The 17956-nt window shown below is 70.1% G+C and carries 17 protein-coding genes and 1 pseudogene; 16 read left to right on the top strand and 2 right to left on the bottom strand.

All coding sequences use genetic code 11. From position 1 onward, the window contains the following. Positions 1-6 precede the first annotated feature (6 nt). On the top strand, positions 7-1044 hold the full coding sequence (holA, locus tag LPW41_RS09660; RefSeq protein WP_144833717.1) for a DNA polymerase III subunit delta: 1038 nt from the start codon (positions 7-9) through the stop codon (positions 1042-1044). Between the two features lie 167 nt (positions 1045-1211). Here holA and rpsT read toward each other — a convergent pair whose 3' ends face one another. Both rpsT and LPW41_RS09650 read right to left on the bottom strand, forming a co-directional pair. Next, on the bottom strand, positions 1212-1472 hold the full coding sequence (gene rpsT, locus LPW41_RS09655) for a 30S ribosomal protein S20 (RefSeq protein ID WP_144833715.1): 261 nt from the start codon (positions 1470-1472) through the stop codon (positions 1212-1214). A 115-nt stretch (positions 1473-1587) separates the two neighbouring features. Beyond that, positions 1588-2313: an alpha/beta fold hydrolase gene (locus LPW41_RS09650; RefSeq protein ID WP_230704694.1), complete on the bottom strand. Its 726-nt coding sequence runs from the start codon at positions 2311-2313 to the stop codon at positions 1588-1590. Positions 2314-2400: 87 nt separating this feature from the next. Here LPW41_RS09650 and lepA point away from each other — a divergent pair, with 87 nt between their 5' ends. The 15 genes and pseudogenes from lepA (at position 2401) to LPW41_RS09575 (ending at position 17944) form a co-directional block, all read left to right on the top strand. Then, positions 2401-4278, top strand: a complete 1878-nt coding sequence (lepA, locus tag LPW41_RS09645) for a translation elongation factor 4 (RefSeq protein ID WP_154096574.1) — start codon at positions 2401-2403, stop codon at positions 4276-4278. Positions 4279-4303: 25 nt separating this feature from the next. After that, positions 4304-4948, top strand: a complete 645-nt coding sequence (locus tag LPW41_RS09640; protein ID WP_144833709.1) for a DUF1990 family protein — start codon at positions 4304-4306, stop codon at positions 4946-4948. After that, positions 4948-6165, top strand: a complete 1218-nt coding sequence (gene hemW / locus LPW41_RS09635; RefSeq protein ID WP_230704693.1) for a radical SAM family heme chaperone HemW — start codon at positions 4948-4950, stop codon at positions 6163-6165. The genes LPW41_RS09640 and hemW overlap by 1 nt, the downstream gene beginning before the upstream one ends. Before the next feature lie 114 nt (positions 6166-6279). Next, positions 6280-7320, top strand: a complete 1041-nt coding sequence (gene hrcA / locus LPW41_RS09630) for a heat-inducible transcriptional repressor HrcA (RefSeq protein WP_230704692.1) — start codon at positions 6280-6282, stop codon at positions 7318-7320. Positions 7321-7381: 61 nt separating this feature from the next. After that, positions 7382-8506, top strand: a complete 1125-nt coding sequence (gene dnaJ, locus LPW41_RS09625; RefSeq protein WP_144833702.1) for a molecular chaperone DnaJ — start codon at positions 7382-7384, stop codon at positions 8504-8506. Positions 8507-8508: 2 nt separating this feature from the next. Then, positions 8509-9243: a 16S rRNA (uracil(1498)-N(3))-methyltransferase gene (locus LPW41_RS09620; RefSeq protein WP_230704691.1), complete on the top strand. Its 735-nt coding sequence runs from the start codon at positions 8509-8511 to the stop codon at positions 9241-9243. Between the two features lie 292 nt (positions 9244-9535). After that, a complete protein-coding gene (locus LPW41_RS09615; protein WP_230704690.1) occupies positions 9536-9883 on the top strand; it encodes an HIT domain-containing protein in 348 nt (115 codons plus the stop codon). Positions 9884-9932: 49 nt separating this feature from the next. Further along, positions 9933-10958, top strand: coding sequence for a PhoH family protein (locus LPW41_RS09610; protein ID WP_230704932.1), 1026 nt, complete (start codon positions 9933-9935; stop codon positions 10956-10958). After that, the gene (ybeY, locus tag LPW41_RS09605) at positions 10955-11422 is read left to right on the top strand and encodes an rRNA maturation RNase YbeY (protein WP_144833696.1); all 468 of its coding nucleotides are present in this window, start codon (positions 10955-10957) and stop codon (positions 11420-11422) included. Before LPW41_RS09610 ends, ybeY begins: the two co-directional genes overlap by 4 nt. Beyond that, on the top strand, positions 11419-12729 hold the full coding sequence (locus tag LPW41_RS09600; RefSeq protein ID WP_144833694.1) for a hemolysin family protein: 1311 nt from the start codon (positions 11419-11421) through the stop codon (positions 12727-12729). Before ybeY ends, LPW41_RS09600 begins: the two co-directional genes overlap by 4 nt. A gap of 2 nt (positions 12730-12731) precedes the next feature. Then, positions 12732-13619: pseudogene (gene era, locus LPW41_RS09595) on the top strand (GTPase Era); the annotation flags it as partial. Positions 13620-13689: 70 nt separating this feature from the next. Next, entirely contained in the window at positions 13690-14637 is a 948-nt protein-coding gene (locus tag LPW41_RS09590; RefSeq protein ID WP_230704689.1) for an NADP-dependent oxidoreductase, read from the top strand. Then, complete coding sequence (locus tag LPW41_RS09585) at positions 14634-15233, top strand: GNAT family N-acetyltransferase (RefSeq protein ID WP_222121701.1); 600 nt, start codon at positions 14634-14636, stop codon at positions 15231-15233. Before LPW41_RS09590 ends, LPW41_RS09585 begins: the two co-directional genes overlap by 4 nt. Positions 15234-15371: 138 nt before the next feature. After that, positions 15372-17132 carry a 2-isopropylmalate synthase gene (gene leuA / locus LPW41_RS09580; protein WP_154096583.1) on the top strand — a complete coding sequence of 587 codons (1761 nt, stop codon included), beginning with the start codon at positions 15372-15374 and terminating at the stop codon, positions 17130-17132. A gap of 23 nt (positions 17133-17155) precedes the next feature. Then, a complete protein-coding gene (locus tag LPW41_RS09575; RefSeq protein WP_154096584.1) occupies positions 17156-17944 on the top strand; it encodes a methyltransferase domain-containing protein in 789 nt (262 codons plus the stop codon). The last annotated feature ends 12 nt before the right edge of the window (positions 17945-17956 follow it).

Genomic DNA, 17956 nt, shown 5'->3' with positions numbered 1-17956 from the left:
GGGAGGGTGACTCCGGCTCCCCGACGCTCCGCCCCCGCCAAGGCGAAGTCGGCCATTCCGCAGGTGTCGTGGCGCAGTCCGCAGCCCGCACCGATCGTGCTCGTCTCGGGTCCCGAAGAGGTGTGCGCCGAGCGCGCGACGGCCGGCATCCGCGCAATGCTCAAGAGCGAAGACCCCAGCCTTGAGGTCACCGACATCCGCGCCGACGACTACACCGCGGGCACCCTGCTCTCCGTCACCTCCCCGTCGCTGTTCGGCGAGCCGCGGCTCGTGCGCGTCACCGGCGTCGAGAAGTGCAGCGACACCTTCCTCAGCGAAGCCGTCTCGTATCTCTCGCAGACGCAAGAGGGCGCGACCGTCGTGCTGCGCCACACCGGGGCGAGCGTGCGCGGCAAGAAGCTGCTCGACGGCATCCGCGCGGGCCAGGGCGGCGGCATCGAGATCGCGTGCCCCGCCGTCAAGCGCGACTCCGACCGGTTCGACTTCGCCGTCGGCGAGTTCAAGACCGCGGGCAAGCGCATCGCGCCGGTCGCCCTGCGCTCGCTCGTCTCGGCCTTCGCCGACGACCTCACCGAACTCGCCGCGGCGTGCCAGCAGCTCATCGCCGACGTCCCGGGCGACATCGACGAACGCATCGTCGAGCGGTACTACGGCGGTCGCGTCGAGACCTCGGCGTTCACCGTCGCCGACACCGCCATCGCCGGCCACTACGGGCCCGCACTGCTCGCGCTGCGTCACGCCCTGGCATCCGGAGCCGACCCCGTGCCGCTCGTCGCCGCCGTCGCGATGAAGCTGCGCACGATGGCCCGCGTCGCCGGCAGCCGCGAGTCGTCGTCGATGCTCGCTCAGCGACTCGGCATGAAGGACTGGCAGGTCGACCGCGCGCGGCGCGACCTCGTCGGCTGGACCGGCAACACCCTCGGCATGGCGATCCACGCCACCGCCCGCGCCGACGCCGAGGTCAAGGGCGCCTCGCGCGACGCCGTGTTCGCGCTCGAACGCATGATCACGATCATCGCGACCCGCGCGCCCTTCGGCGACTGATCGCGACGGCGGCCCGGCCCCGCCTCAGACGGTCCACGCCGGTCGACTGCCGGCCAGCGTCGGCGTGTCGATGAAAAGTCCCGCCGTCGGGCACAGCCGCGACCACCCCGGAAACGACGAAGCCCGCCCCGCGCAGTGCGGGACGGGCTGTCGAGAAGAGCTGCGGCTCAGAGAGCGGCGACCTGCTTCGCGATGGCCGACTTGCGGTTCGCGGCCTGGTTCTGGTGGATGACACCCTTGCTCACGGCCTTGTCGAGCTTCTTGCCGGCGGTGACGAGCGCCTTCTCGGCGGCCGCCTTGTCTCCGGCCAGCACGGCCTCGCGGGTGCGACGCACGTGCGTGCGCAGCTCGCTCTTGACGGCCTTGTTGCGCTCGCGCGCCTTCTCGTTGGTCTTGTTGCGCTTGATCTGCGACTTGATATTCGCCACGTCGACGGTCTTTCGTTTGAGTGAGTGTTGGAAGTGCCGGGCGAGCGGTAGAGGGGCGCTGCACCGGCGATCGTGGAGGTCGGGAAAAACCCCACACGCAAGCCAAGAAGCGAGTCTAACAGGTCGAGGCTTCGACCGTTGTGAGCGCCACGTTCAGCACGGCGTTGAAGACGCGCGGCCGCATCGCCGTCACGAGGTGGGTCGTGCGCGGGACGACGATGAGCTCGGCATCCGGAGCGATCGTGGTGAACAGCTTCTCGTTCATGCGCAGCTGGTCCCACTGCCCGTTGACGAACCAGAGCGGCACGTCGATCCGGCGCAGCGCCGTCAGAAGATCGAGCACCGACAGCGACGCGAGAGCGGTGTCTTGCGCGTCGAACGCGTAGCCGCCGGCTCCGAAGTCCGGGCGCGTCTCGGCAGGGAGCGTGCGGTCGAGCACCCGATTGGTGAGGCCGAGGCCGCGGTCGGGCAGGCTGTCGAACCGTCGGGCGAGGAAACGGTAGGCGGCGAGTCCGATCCCGCGGGGGAGAGAGGTGCAGGATGCCGCGACGAAACCCGCGACCGGGGGAGCGTCCTCGCTCCCGGTGTAGGCGATCGACAGCAGACCGCCCATCGAGTGCCCGACGAGCAGCACGGGGCCGCGGGAGGCGGCATCCCGAACCGCCCGATCGATCGTCGCGAACGCCTCGCCGAGCGTGAACTCCTCGCCGCGGCGGGTTCCGTGCCCCGGCAGGTCGACGGCGGTGACGGGGGTGCCGCGTTCTTCCAGGTACGCGACCTGCGCGCGCCACATGGTCGCCGACGTGCGGATGCCGTGCACGAGCACGACCTGGACCGTCATGGCATCCACTGTAAGAGGCTCCGGATGCCGAGAGCCTGAGCGCTCGCGGACGGCGATGTCGGCGCACCACCGTAGAATCGACGGAACATGTCACCGCGCGCCCTGAAGCCCCTCGAGCCGTCTGCCACTCCGCCGGAGCAGATCCGCAACTTCTGCATCATCGCTCACATCGACCACGGCAAGTCGACGTTGGCCGACCGCATGCTGCAGATCACCGGCGTCGTCAGCGACCGCGATATGCGCGCGCAGTACCTCGACCGCATGGACATCGAGCGCGAACGCGGCATCACGATCAAGTCGCAGGCGGTGCGGATGCCGTGGTCGACTCGCGCGGTCCCTGAGCTCGTCGAAGGGCAGGGACCCGAGCAGACGTTCGCCCTGAACATGATCGACACGCCCGGTCACGTCGACTTCACCTACGAGGTCAGCCGATCGCTCGCGGCGTGCGAGGGAGCGATCCTGCTCGTCGACGCCGCTCAGGGCATCGAGGCGCAGACGCTCGCCAACCTCTACCTCGCGCTCGAGAACGATCTGACGATCATCCCGGTGCTGAACAAGATCGACCTGCCCGCGGCCGACCCCGACAAGTACGCCGCCGAGCTCGCCGGCCTCATCGGCGGCGACCCGGCCGACGTTCTGCGCGTCAGCGGCAAGACCGGCATGGGCGTCGAAGCGCTGCTCGACCTGATCGTCGAGAAGATCCCCGCCCCGGTCGGCAAGGCCGACGCTCCGGCGCGCGCGATGATCTTCGACTCCGTCTACGACGCCTACCGCGGCGTCGTCACCTACGTCCGCATGATCGACGGGTCGTTGCAGCCGCGCGAGCGCCTGCAGATGATGTCGACGGGGGCGACGCACGAGGCCCTCGAGATCGGCGTCTCGAGCCCCGAGCCGGTTCCGACCAAGGGTCTCGGCGTGGGCGAGGTCGGCTACCTCATCACGGGCGTGAAAGACGTACGCCAGTCGAAGGTCGGCGACACGATCACCACGCACCGCAAGCCCGCGACCGAAGCGCTGCCCGGGTACACCGACCCCAAGCCCATGGTCTTCTCGGGCATCTATCCGATCGACGGCAGCGACTACGCCGAGCTGCGCGAAGCGCTCGACAAGCTCAAGCTCTCCGACGCGTCGCTGCAGTACGAGCCCGAGACCTCGGTCGCCCTGGGCTTCGGTTTCCGCTGCGGCTTCCTCGGTCTGCTGCACCTCGAGATCATCACCGAGCGCCTGTCGCGCGAGTTCGACCTCGACCTCATCACCACCGCTCCCTCGGTGACCTACGAGGTCACCACCGACACCGGCGAGACGGTCTCGGTCACCAACCCCAGCGAATACCCCGACGGTCGCGTCGCCTCGGTGTCGGAGCCGATCGTCAAGGTCGGCATCCTGCTGCCCAAGGACTACGTCGGTACCGTCATGGAGCTCTGCCAGACGCGTCGCGGCACCCTGCTGGGCATGGAGTACCTCAGCGAAGACCGCGTGGAGCTCCGCTACCACATGCCCCTCGGCGAGATCGTGTTCGACTTCTTCGACCACCTCAAGAGCCGCACGCAGGGCTACGCGAGCCTCGATTACGAACCCGCCGGCCAGCAGACCGCCGACCTGGTCAAGGTCGACATCCTGCTGCAGGGCGACAAGGTCGACGCGTTCAGCTCGATCGTGCACCGCGAGAAGGCCTACGCCTACGGCACGCTCATGGCCGAGCGTCTGCGCAAGCTCATCCCGCGCCAGCAGTTCGAAGTGCCCATCCAGGCCGCGATCGGCGCGCGCATCATCGCGCGCGAGACGATCCGCGCGATCCGCAAGGACGTCCTCGCCAAGTGCTACGGCGGTGACATCACCCGAAAGCGCAAGCTCCTCGAAAAGCAGAAAGAGGGCAAGAAGCGCATGAAGATGGTGGGCCGTGTCGAGGTGCCGCAGGAGGCGTTCATCGCCGCCCTGTCGGGCGACGTCGAGACCAAGAAGTAACGCACCACACCGAGAGGGGTGAGCCATGCGCAGGCAGAGTTTCACCGATGACACGGTCGACTACGCAGCCGTCGGCGCCACCCAGGCGCACGACCTCATGCAGTACCCGCCCGAGCACTCCGTGCCGGCCGAGGACTCGTGGCGCATCGGCAGCGGCGAAGAGCGCTTCGCCGCCGCCGGCGAGCTGCTGCTGTCGTGGGCGCCGCTGCGCACCGGAGAACTGAGTATCACCGACGTGCGCCCCGCGGCCAACGCGGGGTACTCGGGGGTGGGTTTCGACGCTGACGGTGCCCCCGTGGCCCCCTCGAGCCTCGAGGCCGAGCAGCGCTTCGCCGCCGACGGCACGCCGTTCGTCAGCCCCGGCGCCGGAGTCCGTCTGCACGGCAAGGTCGACGGCCACCGCGCCGATGCCGAGCTGCGCGTGATCTCGGTCTTCGAAGAGCCCCGTCGTGTCGGCTTCATCCTCGGCACCGTCGGACACTCGATCGTCAGCGGCGAGGAGCTGTTCGCGGTCGAGTGGCGCGACAACGACGAGGTGTGGTTCGTCGTGCGCGCCTTCGACCGGCCCACGGCCCCGTCGTACCGCCTGTTCACGAGCCGCGTGCGCCGTCGGCGCAAGGCGCTGTTCGCTCGCTACCTGCGCGCGATCTCGCCGCTGTACTCGTCCTGATGGGCGGTCCGCTCCCGCTCGGAGACCCGGCCCCCGCCGACGGACGCCTGCCCGCCGACCTCGAGATCGACCCCACCGCCGACTTCGGTGTCTATCTGCACGTGCCGTTCTGCCGCGTGCGGTGCGGGTACTGCGACTTCAACACCTACACCGCCAGTGAGTTGCGCGGCGCCCGGCAAGACGACTTCGCCGACACGCTGAACGCCGAGGTGCGTCTGGCGGGGGCAGTGATGGATGCCGCGGGCGGTCGCCGCTCGGCATCCACCGTCTTCTTCGGGGGAGGCACGCCCACCCTGCTGCCGCCGGGGGATCTGGCGCGCATGCTCGACGCGGTGCGCGGGGAGTTCGGCATCCGCGACGACGCCGAGGTCACGGTCGAGGCCAACCCCGACACGGTCAACGACGCCATGGCGCGCACCCTCGCCGACGCCGGCGTGAACCGCCTGTCGATCGGCATGCAGTCGGCTCGGCCGCACGTGCTCGCCGCCCTCGACCGCACGCACGATCCCGCCAACGTGGCCACGGCCGTCGCCGCGGCCCGACGCGCGGGTCTCGACGTCTCGCTCGACCTCATCTACGGCGCGCCGGGGGAGTCGCTCGACGACTGGCGCGCCTCTCTCGAGGCGGCCACGGCCCTCGAACCCGACCACATCTCGGCCTACGCGCTGATCGTCGAAGACGGCACCAAGCTCGCTCGCCAGATCCGCTCCGGCGTGGTCGCTGAGCCCTCCGACGACCTGCAGGCCGATATGTACGAGCTCGCCGACGACCTGCTCGCCGCCGCCGGCTACGACTGGTACGAGGTGTCGAACTGGTCGCGCGGCGTCGAGCACCGCTCGCGCCACAACCTCGCGTACTGGCGGGGGACCGACTGGTGGGGCTTCGGGCCGGGCGCGCACAGCCACGTCGCGGGGCTGCGCTGGTGGAACGTCAAGCACCCCGCCGCCTACGCCCAACGCCTCGCCGCCGTCGAGTCGCCCGCGGCCGCGCGGGAGCGCCCCGACGAGACCGCGCGTCGGCTGGAGTCGGTGCTGCTGCGCAGCCGCATCCGCGAGGGTCTGGCGGTGTCGGAGATCCTCGGCGAGGGCCGCAAGAATGTCGCCGCGCTCATCGCCGACGGGTTGATCGAGGGGGCGGATGCCGTGCGCGGGCGCATCGTGCTGACCCGGCGCGGACGCCTGCTCGCCGACGCCGTGGTGCGGGCGCTCACGGTCTGAGCGCCGCGCGGGCGTCACCCGCGGCGGCCTCCGCGAGCCGCCCGGCGCAGTGTCGGGGCTATCCCGTAGAATTGGCACTCAAGAGACGCGAGTGCCAGACGGGAGGAGCATCGCATGGTGTCGGAACGTGGCCTTCAGGTGCTCCGCGCGATCGTGCAGGACTACGTCGACACGCGTGAGCCGGTCGGCAGCAAAGCCATCGTCGAGCGCCACGCCTTCGGGGTGTCGGCCGCGACGATCCGCAACGACATGGCCCTGCTCGAAGACGAAGACCTCATCGTCGCCCCGCACACCTCGTCGGGGCGCGTGCCCACCGACAAGGGCTACCGCGTGTTCGTCGACCATCTCGCCGAGCTCCGCCCGCTCTCGGGTGCACAGCGCAGCGCCATCACGTCGTTCCTCGACGAGGCCGGCGACCTCGACGACCTCCTCGCCCGTACGGTGCGCGCACTCACCCAGCTGACCGGTCAGGTCGCGATCGTGCAGTACCCCTCGTTCGCGCGGGCCAACGTCTCGCACGTCGAGCTCGTCGCCCTCGGCGGCCCCCGCGTGCTGGTGATCCTCGTGACCGACACCGGCCGGGTCTCGCAGCGCATCTCGTTCGTGCCCGTCGAGCCGAGCGAGGCCGACGTCACCCAGCTGCGGGCCCGCGTGAGCGGTCTGCTGGTGGGCCGCAGCGTCGCCGACAGCTCCCAGCGGGTGGCCGCGGCCCTGGCCGACGGCCCCCGCCCCGGGGTCATCGTCGACGCCCTCGCCGACGCCGTGCTGCGCGTGGTCGGCGAAGAACTCGAGGAGTTCCGGCAGGACCGCCTCGTCATGGCCGGTGCCGCGACGCTCGCCAAGCGCGAGCAGGACTTCCGCGGCAGCATCTACCCGCTGCTCGAGGCCATCGAAGAGCAGGTGACGCTGCTGCGCCTCATGAGCGAGATGGTCGCCGACGAGCAGGGCCTGTCGGCCAGCATCGGGCGGGAGAACGAGCCGTTCGGCCTCGTCGAGGCCTCGGTGCTCGCCAGCCGCTACGACGGCTCCAGCGGAGGCGCGCGCGTCGGACTCCTGGGTCCCATGCGCATGGACTACTCCTCGAACCTCGCGGCGGTCCGTGCCGTCGCGCACTATCTGACCCGGATGCTCGAAGACGACGACAGCTCTCGTTGACTTTCGAGAGATCGAGCACCCCAAAGAGAACAACCCCGCGTGAGCGGGCAGGAAGGCGATTGTGGCTGACCACTACGAGGTCCTGGGTGTCGAACGCGACGCCAGCCCCGAAGACATCAAGAAGGCGTACCGCCGTCTGGCGCGCCAGTTGCACCCCGACGTCAACCCGGGAGAAGACGCCTCCGAGCGCTTCAAGCTCGTCACGCACGCCTACGACGTGCTGAGCGACCCCGAGCAGCGCCGCCGCTACGACATGGGCGGCGACCAGAGCCCGTTCGGTGGCGGGGGAGCAGCCGGCTTCGGCGGCTTCAGCGACATCTTCGAGACGTTCTTCGGCGGCGCGCAAGCGGGCGGCGGCGGTCGCGGTCCCCGTCCGCGCTCGCGCCGGGAGCGCGGACAGGACGCCCTCGTGCGCGTCACGCTGCAGCTCGGCGACGTCGTCTTCGGCGCCCACCGCGACCTCGAGGTCGACACGGCGGTGCTGTGCGAGACCTGCAAGGGCGCGTGCACGCAGCCCGGCACGAGCGAGGTCACCTGCGACATCTGCCACGGCTCGGGTCACGTGCAGCGCACCGTGCGCAGCCTGCTCGGCAACGTCGTCACCAGCGCCCCCTGCACCGTGTGCCAGGGCCACGGCACGACGATCCCGTACCCCTGCGGAACGTGCCAGGGCCAGGGCCGCGTGCGCGCGCGCCGCACGGTCTCAGTCGACATCCCCGCCGGCGTCGAGTCGGGCCTGCGCCTGCAGCTGCCCGGTTCGGGTGAGGTCGGCCCCGCGGGCGGACCCAACGGCGACCTCTACCTCGAGATCACCGTCGAGGCTCACGAGGCGTTCAGCCGCGAGGGCGACGACCTCGTCGCAACCCTCGAGGTGTCGATGCCGGATGCCATCCTCGGAGCAAACGCGACGATCGAGTCCCTCGACGGAAGCGTCGACCTCGAAGTGCGCCCCGGCGTGCAGTCGGGCGACGTGCTGACCATCAAGGGCCGCGGAATCACCCCGCTGCGCGGCACCCAGCGCGGCGACCTCAAGGTCGGCGTGCACGTGGTGACGCCCACGCGCCTCGACAACCGCGACCGCGCCCTCATCGAGGAGTTCGCCAAGCGCACCAAGGCTCCCAAGCCGCGCCTGGCCGAGCACCAGCAGGGCATGTTCAGCAAGTTCCGCGACCGCTTCCGGCACTGACCGTGGCGCTGCACTTCGTCACCGACGAGGCGGGTGGCGCCCAGCCTGGCGACACCGTCGAGCTCACCGGATCCGAGGCGCACCACGCCGCCGCCGTGCGTCGCGTGCGCGTCGATGAGGCGGTGACGCTCGGCGACGGCCGCGGAGCCTGGCTGTCGGGCGTCGTCACCGCGGCGTCGCCGAAGCAGGTCGAGGTGCGGGTGACCGGCCGCGAGATCGTGCCCGCACCGTCGCCGCGCTTCGTTCTCGTGCAGGCGCTGGCCAAGGGCGACCGCGACGAGCTCGCCGTGCAGGCGGCGACCGAGCTCGGCGTCGACGCGATCGTGCCGTGGCAGGCGTCGCGCAGCGTCTCGCGGTGGGATGCGAAGGCCGACAAGGGCCTCGCCCGCTGGCGCACGATCGTTCGCGAGGCGGCCAAGCAGGCGCACCGGGCGTGGATCCCCGAGGTCGAGACGGTGGCCCGCACGGCCGACCTCGTGCGTCTCGCCGAGACCTCGCTCGTGCTGGTGCTGGAGCCCTCGGCATCCGACCGTCTCACGTCCGTCGCGGCGGAAGCCTCCGACGGGCGCGACGTCGTGCTCGTGGTCGGCCCCGAGGGGGGCATCGCACCCGAGGAGCTTTCGGCATTGGCCGACGCCGGCGCTCGACTCGTGCGCCTGGGCGACACGGTGCTGCGCACCTCGACCGCGGGTGCCGCGGCGATCTCGGTGCTCTCGGCGGCGCACGGGCGCTGGTGACCCGACCCTCCGCTCGCGATCTCGGCGGTTCGCGGTCCTCTCTCCGGTTCAGGGCGGATTCCGCAAGTCGGGGCGTGAATTGTGCGCCCCGCAAAACAGATCCCGCCCCGAACCAGCGGTGTCGGCGCCCGGCTCTCTCATCTCCCGGTTTGGGGCGGATTCCGCATATCGGGGCGTGAATTCTGCGCCCCGAACGACGGAATCCGCCCCGAACCCCGAGAGAGTGTCGCGCGCCGCGCATCGGCGGAACGGCCGAGCCCCGGTGTCGGAGGCCCTCACTAGACTGGATGCCATGAGCGAACCGTCGATCTTCACGCGCATCCTGCAGGGCGAGATCCCCGCCGAGATCGTCGCCGAGACCGAGAACGCCTTCGCGATCCGCGACATCGCGCCGCAGGCGCCGGTGCACCTGCTGGTGATCCCCAAGACGCAGCAGTACCGCAACATCGTCGAACTCGCCGCGGGAGAGCCCGACCTGCTCACCGAGGTCATCGGCCTCGCGAACTCCGTCGCCGCGGAGCACTCCGACGGCGACTTCCGTCTGATCTTCAACACCGGCGAGGGCGCCGGTCAGACCGTCTTCCATGTGCACGCCCACGTCCTCGCGGGTGGCCTGAACGAAAAGAGCCTGGGTGGCTGATTCCCCCGAAGAAACCGTCTCCGACCGCATCGAGGTCGACGGCGTGGCCATGGTGCAACTGCTCGGCCCGCAGGACCGCCTGCTGCGCGTGGTCGAGAAGGAGCACCCCGACGTCGACGTGCACGTGCGCGGCAACGAGATCACGCTCTCGGGCACGCCCGACGCGGTACGCGCCGCCCGCGGCCTCGTCGACGAGCTGCTCAGCATGACCCGCTCGGGTCACGGCCTCGACCCGGCCGACGTGACCAGCTCGAACCGGATGCTGCGCTCCGACGGCGGACCCCGTCCGTCCGAGGTCATGGGCGAGGCGATCCTGTCGTCGCGCGGAAAGACCATCCGGCCCAAGACCGCGGGCCAGAAGGAGTACGTCGACGCGATCGACGAGAACACGATCGTGTTCGGCATCGGCCCCGCTGGTACCGGCAAGACCTATCTCGCGATGGCCAAGGCCGTGCAGGCGCTGCAGCGCAAAGAGGTCACGCGCATCATCCTCACGCGTCCCGCCGTCGAGGCGGGGGAGCGGCTCGGGTTCCTCCCCGGCACGCTCACCGACAAGATCGACCCCTACCTGCGGCCGCTCTACGACGCGCTGAACGAGATGATGGACCCCGAGATCGTCCCCAAGCTCATGGCGACGGGCACGATCGAGGTCGCACCGCTGGCCTACATGCGCGGGCGCACGCTGAACGACTCGTTCGTCGTGCTCGACGAGGCGCAGAACACCACGCCCGAGCAGATGAAGATGTTCCTCACGCGCCTCGGCTTCGGCACCCGCATGGTCGTCACCGGCGACATCACCCAGGTCGACCTGCCGCAGGGCGCGTCCGGTCTTCGTCTGGTGACGCGTGTGCTCGACGACATCGACGACATCCACTTCTCGCGCCTCACCAGCGACGACGTCGTGCGCCACAACCTCGTCGGGCGCATCGTCGACGCGTACAGCGAATACGACGAGAAGCGTCTGGCCGCTCGACGCGAGCGCGACGAGGCCTCCGAATTCGCCACCCGTGCGGAGCGACGCGGCCCCGGTGCCGCCGGTCCCCGCGATCACCTCCCGAGACGAAACCGCTCATGACGATCGAGATCAACAACGAATCCGACCACCAGGTCGACGAACAGGTGCTGCTGCGCCTCATGGAGTACAACCTTCAGGAGCTGCACGTCAGCCCCGACGCCGACGTGGCCATCGTGCTCGTCGACGAGGGCGCCATGGAGTCCCTCCACGTGCAGTGGATGGACGAGCCCGGCCCCACCGACGTGCTGAGCTTCCCGATGGACGAGCTGCGTCCGGGATCCGAAGACGCTCCGACCCCCGCGGGTCTGCTCGGCGACATCGTGCTGTGCCCGGCGGTGGCCGAGACGCAGGCCGTCGCCGCCAAGCACTCCACGCTCGACGAGCTGATCCTGCTCACCACGCACGGGCTGCTCCACCTGCTCGGATTCGACCACGCCGAGCCCGACGAAGAACGCGAGATGTTCGGCCTGCAGCGCGAACTGATCACCGGCTTCCAGGCCGTCGAGCGTCAACGCCGCGCATGACCGAAGCACTGCTGCTCGTCGCGGCACTGCTGCTGGTGGCCTTCGGCGGTCTCATGGCGGCCTCCGAGGCGGCGCTGGGCGTGACCTCGCGCACCGACCTGCTCGAGCTCGGCTCTTCGGGGCGCAACGCGCGCTCGCTGCGCCGCATCGCCGATGACCCCAGCGCGCACGTGACGGCGGTGGTCTTCATCCGCGTTCTCGCCGAGACGACGGCCGCGGTGCTCGTCACGGCCGCCTTCATGCTCATCTTCGACAACATCTGGCTCGCGGTGATCACCGCGGCCGTTCTCATGACGGGCATGTCGTTCGTCGCGGTCGGAGCGAGCCCCCGGTCGGTGGGTCGCCAGCACGCGCGCGGCCTGCTGCGCGGGGCGTCTCCGGTGATCCGCGGCATGCGCATTCTGCTCGGCCCGCTCGCCCACGGCCTCGTGGCGGTGGGCAACCGGGTGACCCCGGGCGTTCCGCACTCGACCTCGTTCGCGTCGGAGGAGCAGCTGCTCAGCATCATCGACGAGGCCACCGAGAACGAGCTCATCGAAGAAGACGATCGCGAGCTCATCCACTCGGTGTTCGACTTCACCGACACGTACGTGCGTGAGGTGATGGTGCCGCGCATCGACATGGTGAGCGTGGATGCCGCGGCCTCGTCCCGCGAGGCACTCGCACTGTTCCTCGAGAAGGGCGTGTCGCGCGTGCCCCTCACCGACGACGAGGCCGACGACGTCGTGGGCGTGCTGTACCTGAAAGACCTGGTGCAGTTCGGTTTCCGCGACGAGGCGGGGTGGCGCGACGCGCCGATCCGCCGCATCGCACGCCCCGCCGTGTTCGTGCCCGAGTCGATGAAGGCAGAGACCCTGCTGCAGCAGATGAAGAAAGACGCGGTGCACGTGTGCCTCGTCGTCGACGAATACGGCGGCGTCGCGGGCCTCGTGACCCTCGAAGACCTCATCGAAGAGCTCGTGGGCGAGATCGCCGACGAATACGACGCCCCCTCGACCGAGGTCGTGGAACTGCCCGACGGCCGCTATCGCGTGAATGCGCGTCTGGGCCTCGACGAGGTCGGCGACCTGTTCGGCCTCGAGCTCGACGACGAGGAGGTCGACTCGATCGGCGGTCTGCTGGGCAAGGCCCTCGGCCGCATCCCGCAGCCCGGAGCCACCGCCGAGCACGACGGCCTCATCATGACCGGTGGAGCCTCGCGCGGCCGCAACCGCGGAATCGCGACGGTGATCGTGGAGCGGGCTGAGACGATGGACGATGAAGACGCCGAGGCCGACGCCTCGTCGCGTGAGAGGAACGACAGATGACCGACACCCGATCCGGTTTCGTGACCTTCGTGGGCCGGCCGAACGTCGGCAAGTCCACGCTGACCAACGCCCTCGTGGGCGAGAAGGTCGCCATCACCAGCGAGAAGCCGCAGACGACCCGCCGCGCCATCCGCGGCATCGTCAACCGTCCGGGAGGCCAGCTCGTGGTGGTCGACACCCCCGGCATCCACCGTCCCCGCACCCTGCTGGGGCAGCGACTCAACGACCTCGTCGAGCAGGTGCTCGGCGACGTCGACGTGATCGCGTTCTGCGCCCCGGCGACCGAGAAGGTCGGCCCCGGCGATCGCCGCATCGCCGAGTCGCTCTCGGGCTACCCGCGTGCGAAGAAGGTCGCCCTGGTGACGAAGACCGATGCCGCGACGCGTGATCAGATCACCGAGCGCCTCGTCGAGGTCGACGCATTGCGCGAGGACTGGGCGGCGGTCATCCCGCTCTCGGCCGTGACGAACGATCAGCTCGACGTGTTGAGCGACGAGCTCCTCGCGCTCATGCCCGTGGGCCCCGCCCTCTACGCCGACGACGTCACGACCGACGAAACGCTCGAAGACCGCATCGCCGAGATGATCCGCGAAGCCGCCCTGCACGGCGTGCGCGACGAGCTGCCGCACTCGATCGCGGTGACCGTCGACGACGTGGCCGAGCGCGAAGACAGCGACCTCACCGACGTGTGGGCCAACATCGTCGTCGAGCGCGACAGCCAGAAGGCGATCATCATCGGCAAGAAGGGCTCGCGCCTCGCCGATGTCGGAGCCCGCGCACGCGCCGGCATCGAGCCGCTCGTCGGCGGCCGCGTCTACCTCTCGCTCCACGTCCGCGTGGCCAAGGAGTGGCAGCGCGATCCGAAGCAGCTGGGGCGCCTCGGCTTCTGAGCGCTTCCGCAGGACATCCGACGCCGGGGGCTACGCTCAGCGGCGACGACCCGAAACGAAAGGCGTGACCATGGCGAAGAGGTGGACGGCTCCGGCTCCCGGGCCCATCGATCAGTGGAGCTTCGACGAGGTCGAGGTCGCGGCCCCCGGCTCGGGCGAGGTCACGATCCGCGTCCACGCGGCGGGCGTCAACCCGGCCGACGCGAAGCACGTCGCCTCGGCGCGTCCCGGCGCCGAGTTCCCCGTGCCGATCGGCTACGAGCTCTCGGGCGAGGTCACGGCCGTCGGCCCCGATACCCTCGGCGGCTCCGGTGAGCTGACGGTCGGCGATGAGGTGGTCGCTTTCCGCGTGCAGGGCGCCTACGCGACCGACATCACGGTTCCGGCCCGCGACGTGTTCGCCAAGCCCGCGGCCCTCTCTCACCCCGAGGCGGCGAACCTCCTGCTCGCGGGCACCACCGCGGCCGAGATGATCCAGGTCACCCGCGTCACCGAGGGCGAGACGGTGCTGTTGCACGCCGCCTCCGGCGCGGTGGGTGTGAGCCTCCTGCAGCAGGCGCGCGAGCTCGGCGTCCGCGTGATCGGCACGGTGGGTCCGGATGCCGAGGACTCGGCCGAACGCGTCCGTCGCTACGGCGGCATCCCGGTGGCCTACGGTGACGGCCTGCGCGAGCGCGTCGAAGAGGCGGCCGAGGGCGCTCCGATCGCCGCCGCGTGGGACGCCGTGGGCACCGACGAGGCCATCGACGTCTCGCTCGCCCTCGTGGCGGAGCGCGACCGCATCGTGACGATCGTCGATCCCGAGCGCGCGAAGGCCGACGGGTTCCTCTGGATCGCCGGAGCACGGCCCGAGAGCGCCCGCTTTCGCGACATCGCGCGTGCGCGGGTGCTGGAGCTCGCGGCATCCGGAGCCCTCGAGGTGCCCGTCGCGCGCACCTACCCGCTCGACGAGGCCGTCGAGGCCGTGCGGTTCGTCATGGACGGCCACCCGGGCGGCAAGGTCGCCCTGCAGCCGTGAGCGCGTCGCCGTTCGTCCTCCCTCCGGCGCCCGAGACCCTCGAGGTGACCCGCGAGCGGGTGCGCCTGCGCCCGTTCGAAGAGCGCGACCTCGACGCCATGGCGACGTACCGCGGTGACGCCGAGGTGTGCCGCTACCTCCCGTTCCAGCCGCAGACCCCCGACGACATCCGGCACCGCAACGGCCATCTGATGGGCGGGACGAGTCTCGAGGGCGAGCGTGGCGGCGTGATGCTCGTGATCGAGCGCGTCGACGATGGCGCGGTGATCGGCGACCTCGTGCTCTTCCACCTCGACGCCGAGGCCGGGTCGGCCGAGGTGGGCTGGGTCGTCAGCCCCGCGGCATCCGGTCAGGGTCTGGCGACCGAAGCGGTGCGCGCGCTCATCGACACGGCCTTCGAGGTGTACGGCCTGCGCCGGCTCGTCGCACAGATCGACGCCGACAACCTCCGCTCCACGGCCCTCGCCGAGCGCCTCGGCATGCGACGCGAAGCGCACTTCGTCGAGAAGGAGTGGTTCAAGGGCCGCTGGAGCGACCTGCTCGTGTACGCCGTGCTCGACCACGAGTGGGCGGCCGCCCGACGGAGCGCCTCGTGAGGGACTGCTACGATCGCTGCATGCGCTTCGGTGGCCAGCTTCTTCTTAGTTGCCGCGACGAGTCCTCGATCTAAGGGCCTTCCTCGTCGCGGAGATCGTCGTCGGCCCCACCGAACGAATCTAAAGAAGCGACACATCATGAAGAACACCCAGAAGCCCACGTCCGCTCCGGTGCACAAGTACCGTCCCTTCCACGAGCAGATCCGGGTCGACCTGCCCGATCGCACGTGGCCGTCCAAGCGCATCGAGGTCGCACCCCGCTGGTGCGCCGTCGACCTGCGCGACGGCAACCAGGCGCTGATCGACCCGATGAGCCCCGAGCGTAAGCGGGTCATGTTCGACCTGCTGGTCAAGATGGGCTACAAGGAGATCGAGGTCGGGTTCCCGAGCGCGAGCCAGACCGACTTCGACTTCGTCCGTCAGCTCATCGACGAGAACCTGATCCCCGACGACGTCACCATCCAGGTGCTGACGCAGGCGCGCGAGCACCTGATCGCCCGCACCTATGAGGCGATCGCCGGCGCCAAGCAGGCCATCGTGCACCTGTACAACTCCACGAGCGTGCTGCAGCGCGAGGTCGTCTTCCGCACCGACGAGCAGGGCATCGTCGACATCGCGCTCGAGGGCGCGCGCCTGTGCAAGAAGTACGAGGCGACGATTCCCCAGACCGAGGTCTACTACGAGTACTCGCCCGAGAGCTACACGGGAACCGAGCTCGAGTTCGCCCTGCGCATCTGCAACGAGGTGCTCGAGGTCTTCGAGCCGACCCCCGAGCGCAAGGTCATCCTGAACCTGCCCGCCACGGTCGAGATGGCCACTCCCAACGTCTACGCCGACTCGATCGAGTGGATGTCGCGTCACCTGAACCACCGCGAGAACGTCATCCTGTCGCTGCACCCGCACAACGATCGCGGCACCGCCGTGGCCGCCGCGGAGCTGGGCTACATGGCCGGGGCCGACCGCATCGAGGGCTGCCTGTTCGGCAACGGTGAGCGCACGGGCAACGTCGACCTGGTCGCCCTGGGCGTCAACCTGCTGACGCAGGGCATCGACCCGCAGATCGACTTCAGCGACATCGATCAGGTCAAGCGCACCGTCGAGTACTGCAACCAGCTGCCGGTTCCCGAGCGCAGCCCCTGGGCCGGCGACCTCGTTTTCACCGCGTTCAGCGGGTCGCACCAGGACGCCATCAAGAAGGGCTTCGAGGCGATGGAAGCCCGCGCGGCCGCCGAGGGCAAGACCGTCGACGAGATCGAGTGGGCGGTTCCGTACCTGCCGATCGACCCGAAAGACCTGGGCCGGTCGTACGAGGCCGTCATCCGCGTCAACTCGCAGTCGGGCAAGGGCGGCGTCGCCTACCTGCTGAAGGCCGACCACGCGATCGACCTGCCCCGCAAGCTCCAGATCGAGTTCTCGGGCGTGGTGCAGGCCCGCACCGACGCCGAGGGCGGCGAGGTCTCGAGCGCGCAGATCTGGGACATCTTCAACGACGAGTACCTGCCGTCGACGGTCGACGACCAGCGTTGGGGCCGCTTCGAGCTGCTGTCGACGCGCTCGTCGAGCGACATGTCGGGCGACGTGCACCTCGACGTGTCGCTGCGCGACGGCGACACCACGCACCCGGCTTCGGCCGTTGGCAACGGTCCCGTCGCAGCCTTCCTCGAGATCGTGCGCGCGCAGGGGTTCGATGTGACTCTGTACGACTACGTCGAGCACGCTCTCAGCTCGGGCGGCGACGCGCAGGCCGCGGCCTACGTCGAGCTGCAGGTCGACGACCAGCGCCTGTGGGGCGTCGGCATCGACGGTGACATCTCGACCGCGTCTCTCAAGGCGATCGTGTCGGGCGTCAACCGCGCGATCCGCACCCGTCAGGACTCGGGCGCCCTGGCCGGCGTCTGACCCGCACCGAAAAGAAGACGACCGTGGCCTACGCCCACGGACACCACGAGAGCGTGCTGCGTTCCCACGCGGTACGCACCGTCGCCGACTCGGCGGCCTACCTGGTGTCTTCGTTGTCCGCCGGCACCCGCATCCTCGATGTGGGTGCCGGCCCCGGCTCCATCACCGTCGACCTCGCCGACCGGGTCTTCCCGGGAGAGGTCGTCGGGGTGGATGCCGCGTCCGACGTCGTCGAGGTGGCCCGCGCCGCCGCGGGGGAGCGCACGAACGTGACCTTCCGCACCGGCGACGCCTACGCCCTCGACGTGCCCGACGCCTCGTTCGACGTCGTGCACGCCCACCAGGTGCTGCAGCACCTCGATCGGCCGGTCGACGCGCTGCGGGAGTTCCGCCGCGTCGCCGGGCCGGACGGCCTCGTCGCGGTGCGCGACGTCGACTACGGCGGGGTGATCTGGCATCCGCTCATCCCCGCCCTCGACGACTGGCTCGAGATCTATCACGGCGTGCACCGCGGATCGTCGGGCGAGCCCGATGCGGGTCGGCGTCTCAAGGCGTGGGCGCGCGAGGCGGGCTTCTCCCGCATCGAGGCGAGCGCGAGCGTGTGGGTGTTCGACACGCCCGAAAAGCGCGCGTGGTGGGGCGGCATGTGGGCCGACCGCGTACTCGCCTCGGCGTTCGCCGGGCATGCGAAGCGGCTCGGTCTCGCCGACGACGCGCAGCTGCAGCGCATCTCGGACGCGTGGCGCGAGTGGGCCGCGCACCCCGACGGGTGGATCCTGCTGCCGCACGGCGAGGTTCTCGCCCGCTGGTGATCGCGAGGGGGC

The sequence above is a fragment of the Microbacterium sp. JC 701 genome (genome assembly GCF_021026215.1).
In the GTDB taxonomy this organism is placed as follows: Bacteria; Actinomycetota; Actinomycetes; order Actinomycetales; family Microbacteriaceae; genus Microbacterium; species Microbacterium algihabitans.
Note: the sequence above shows the minus strand (reverse complement) of the source record. Positions and strands in the feature narration are given on the sequence as shown.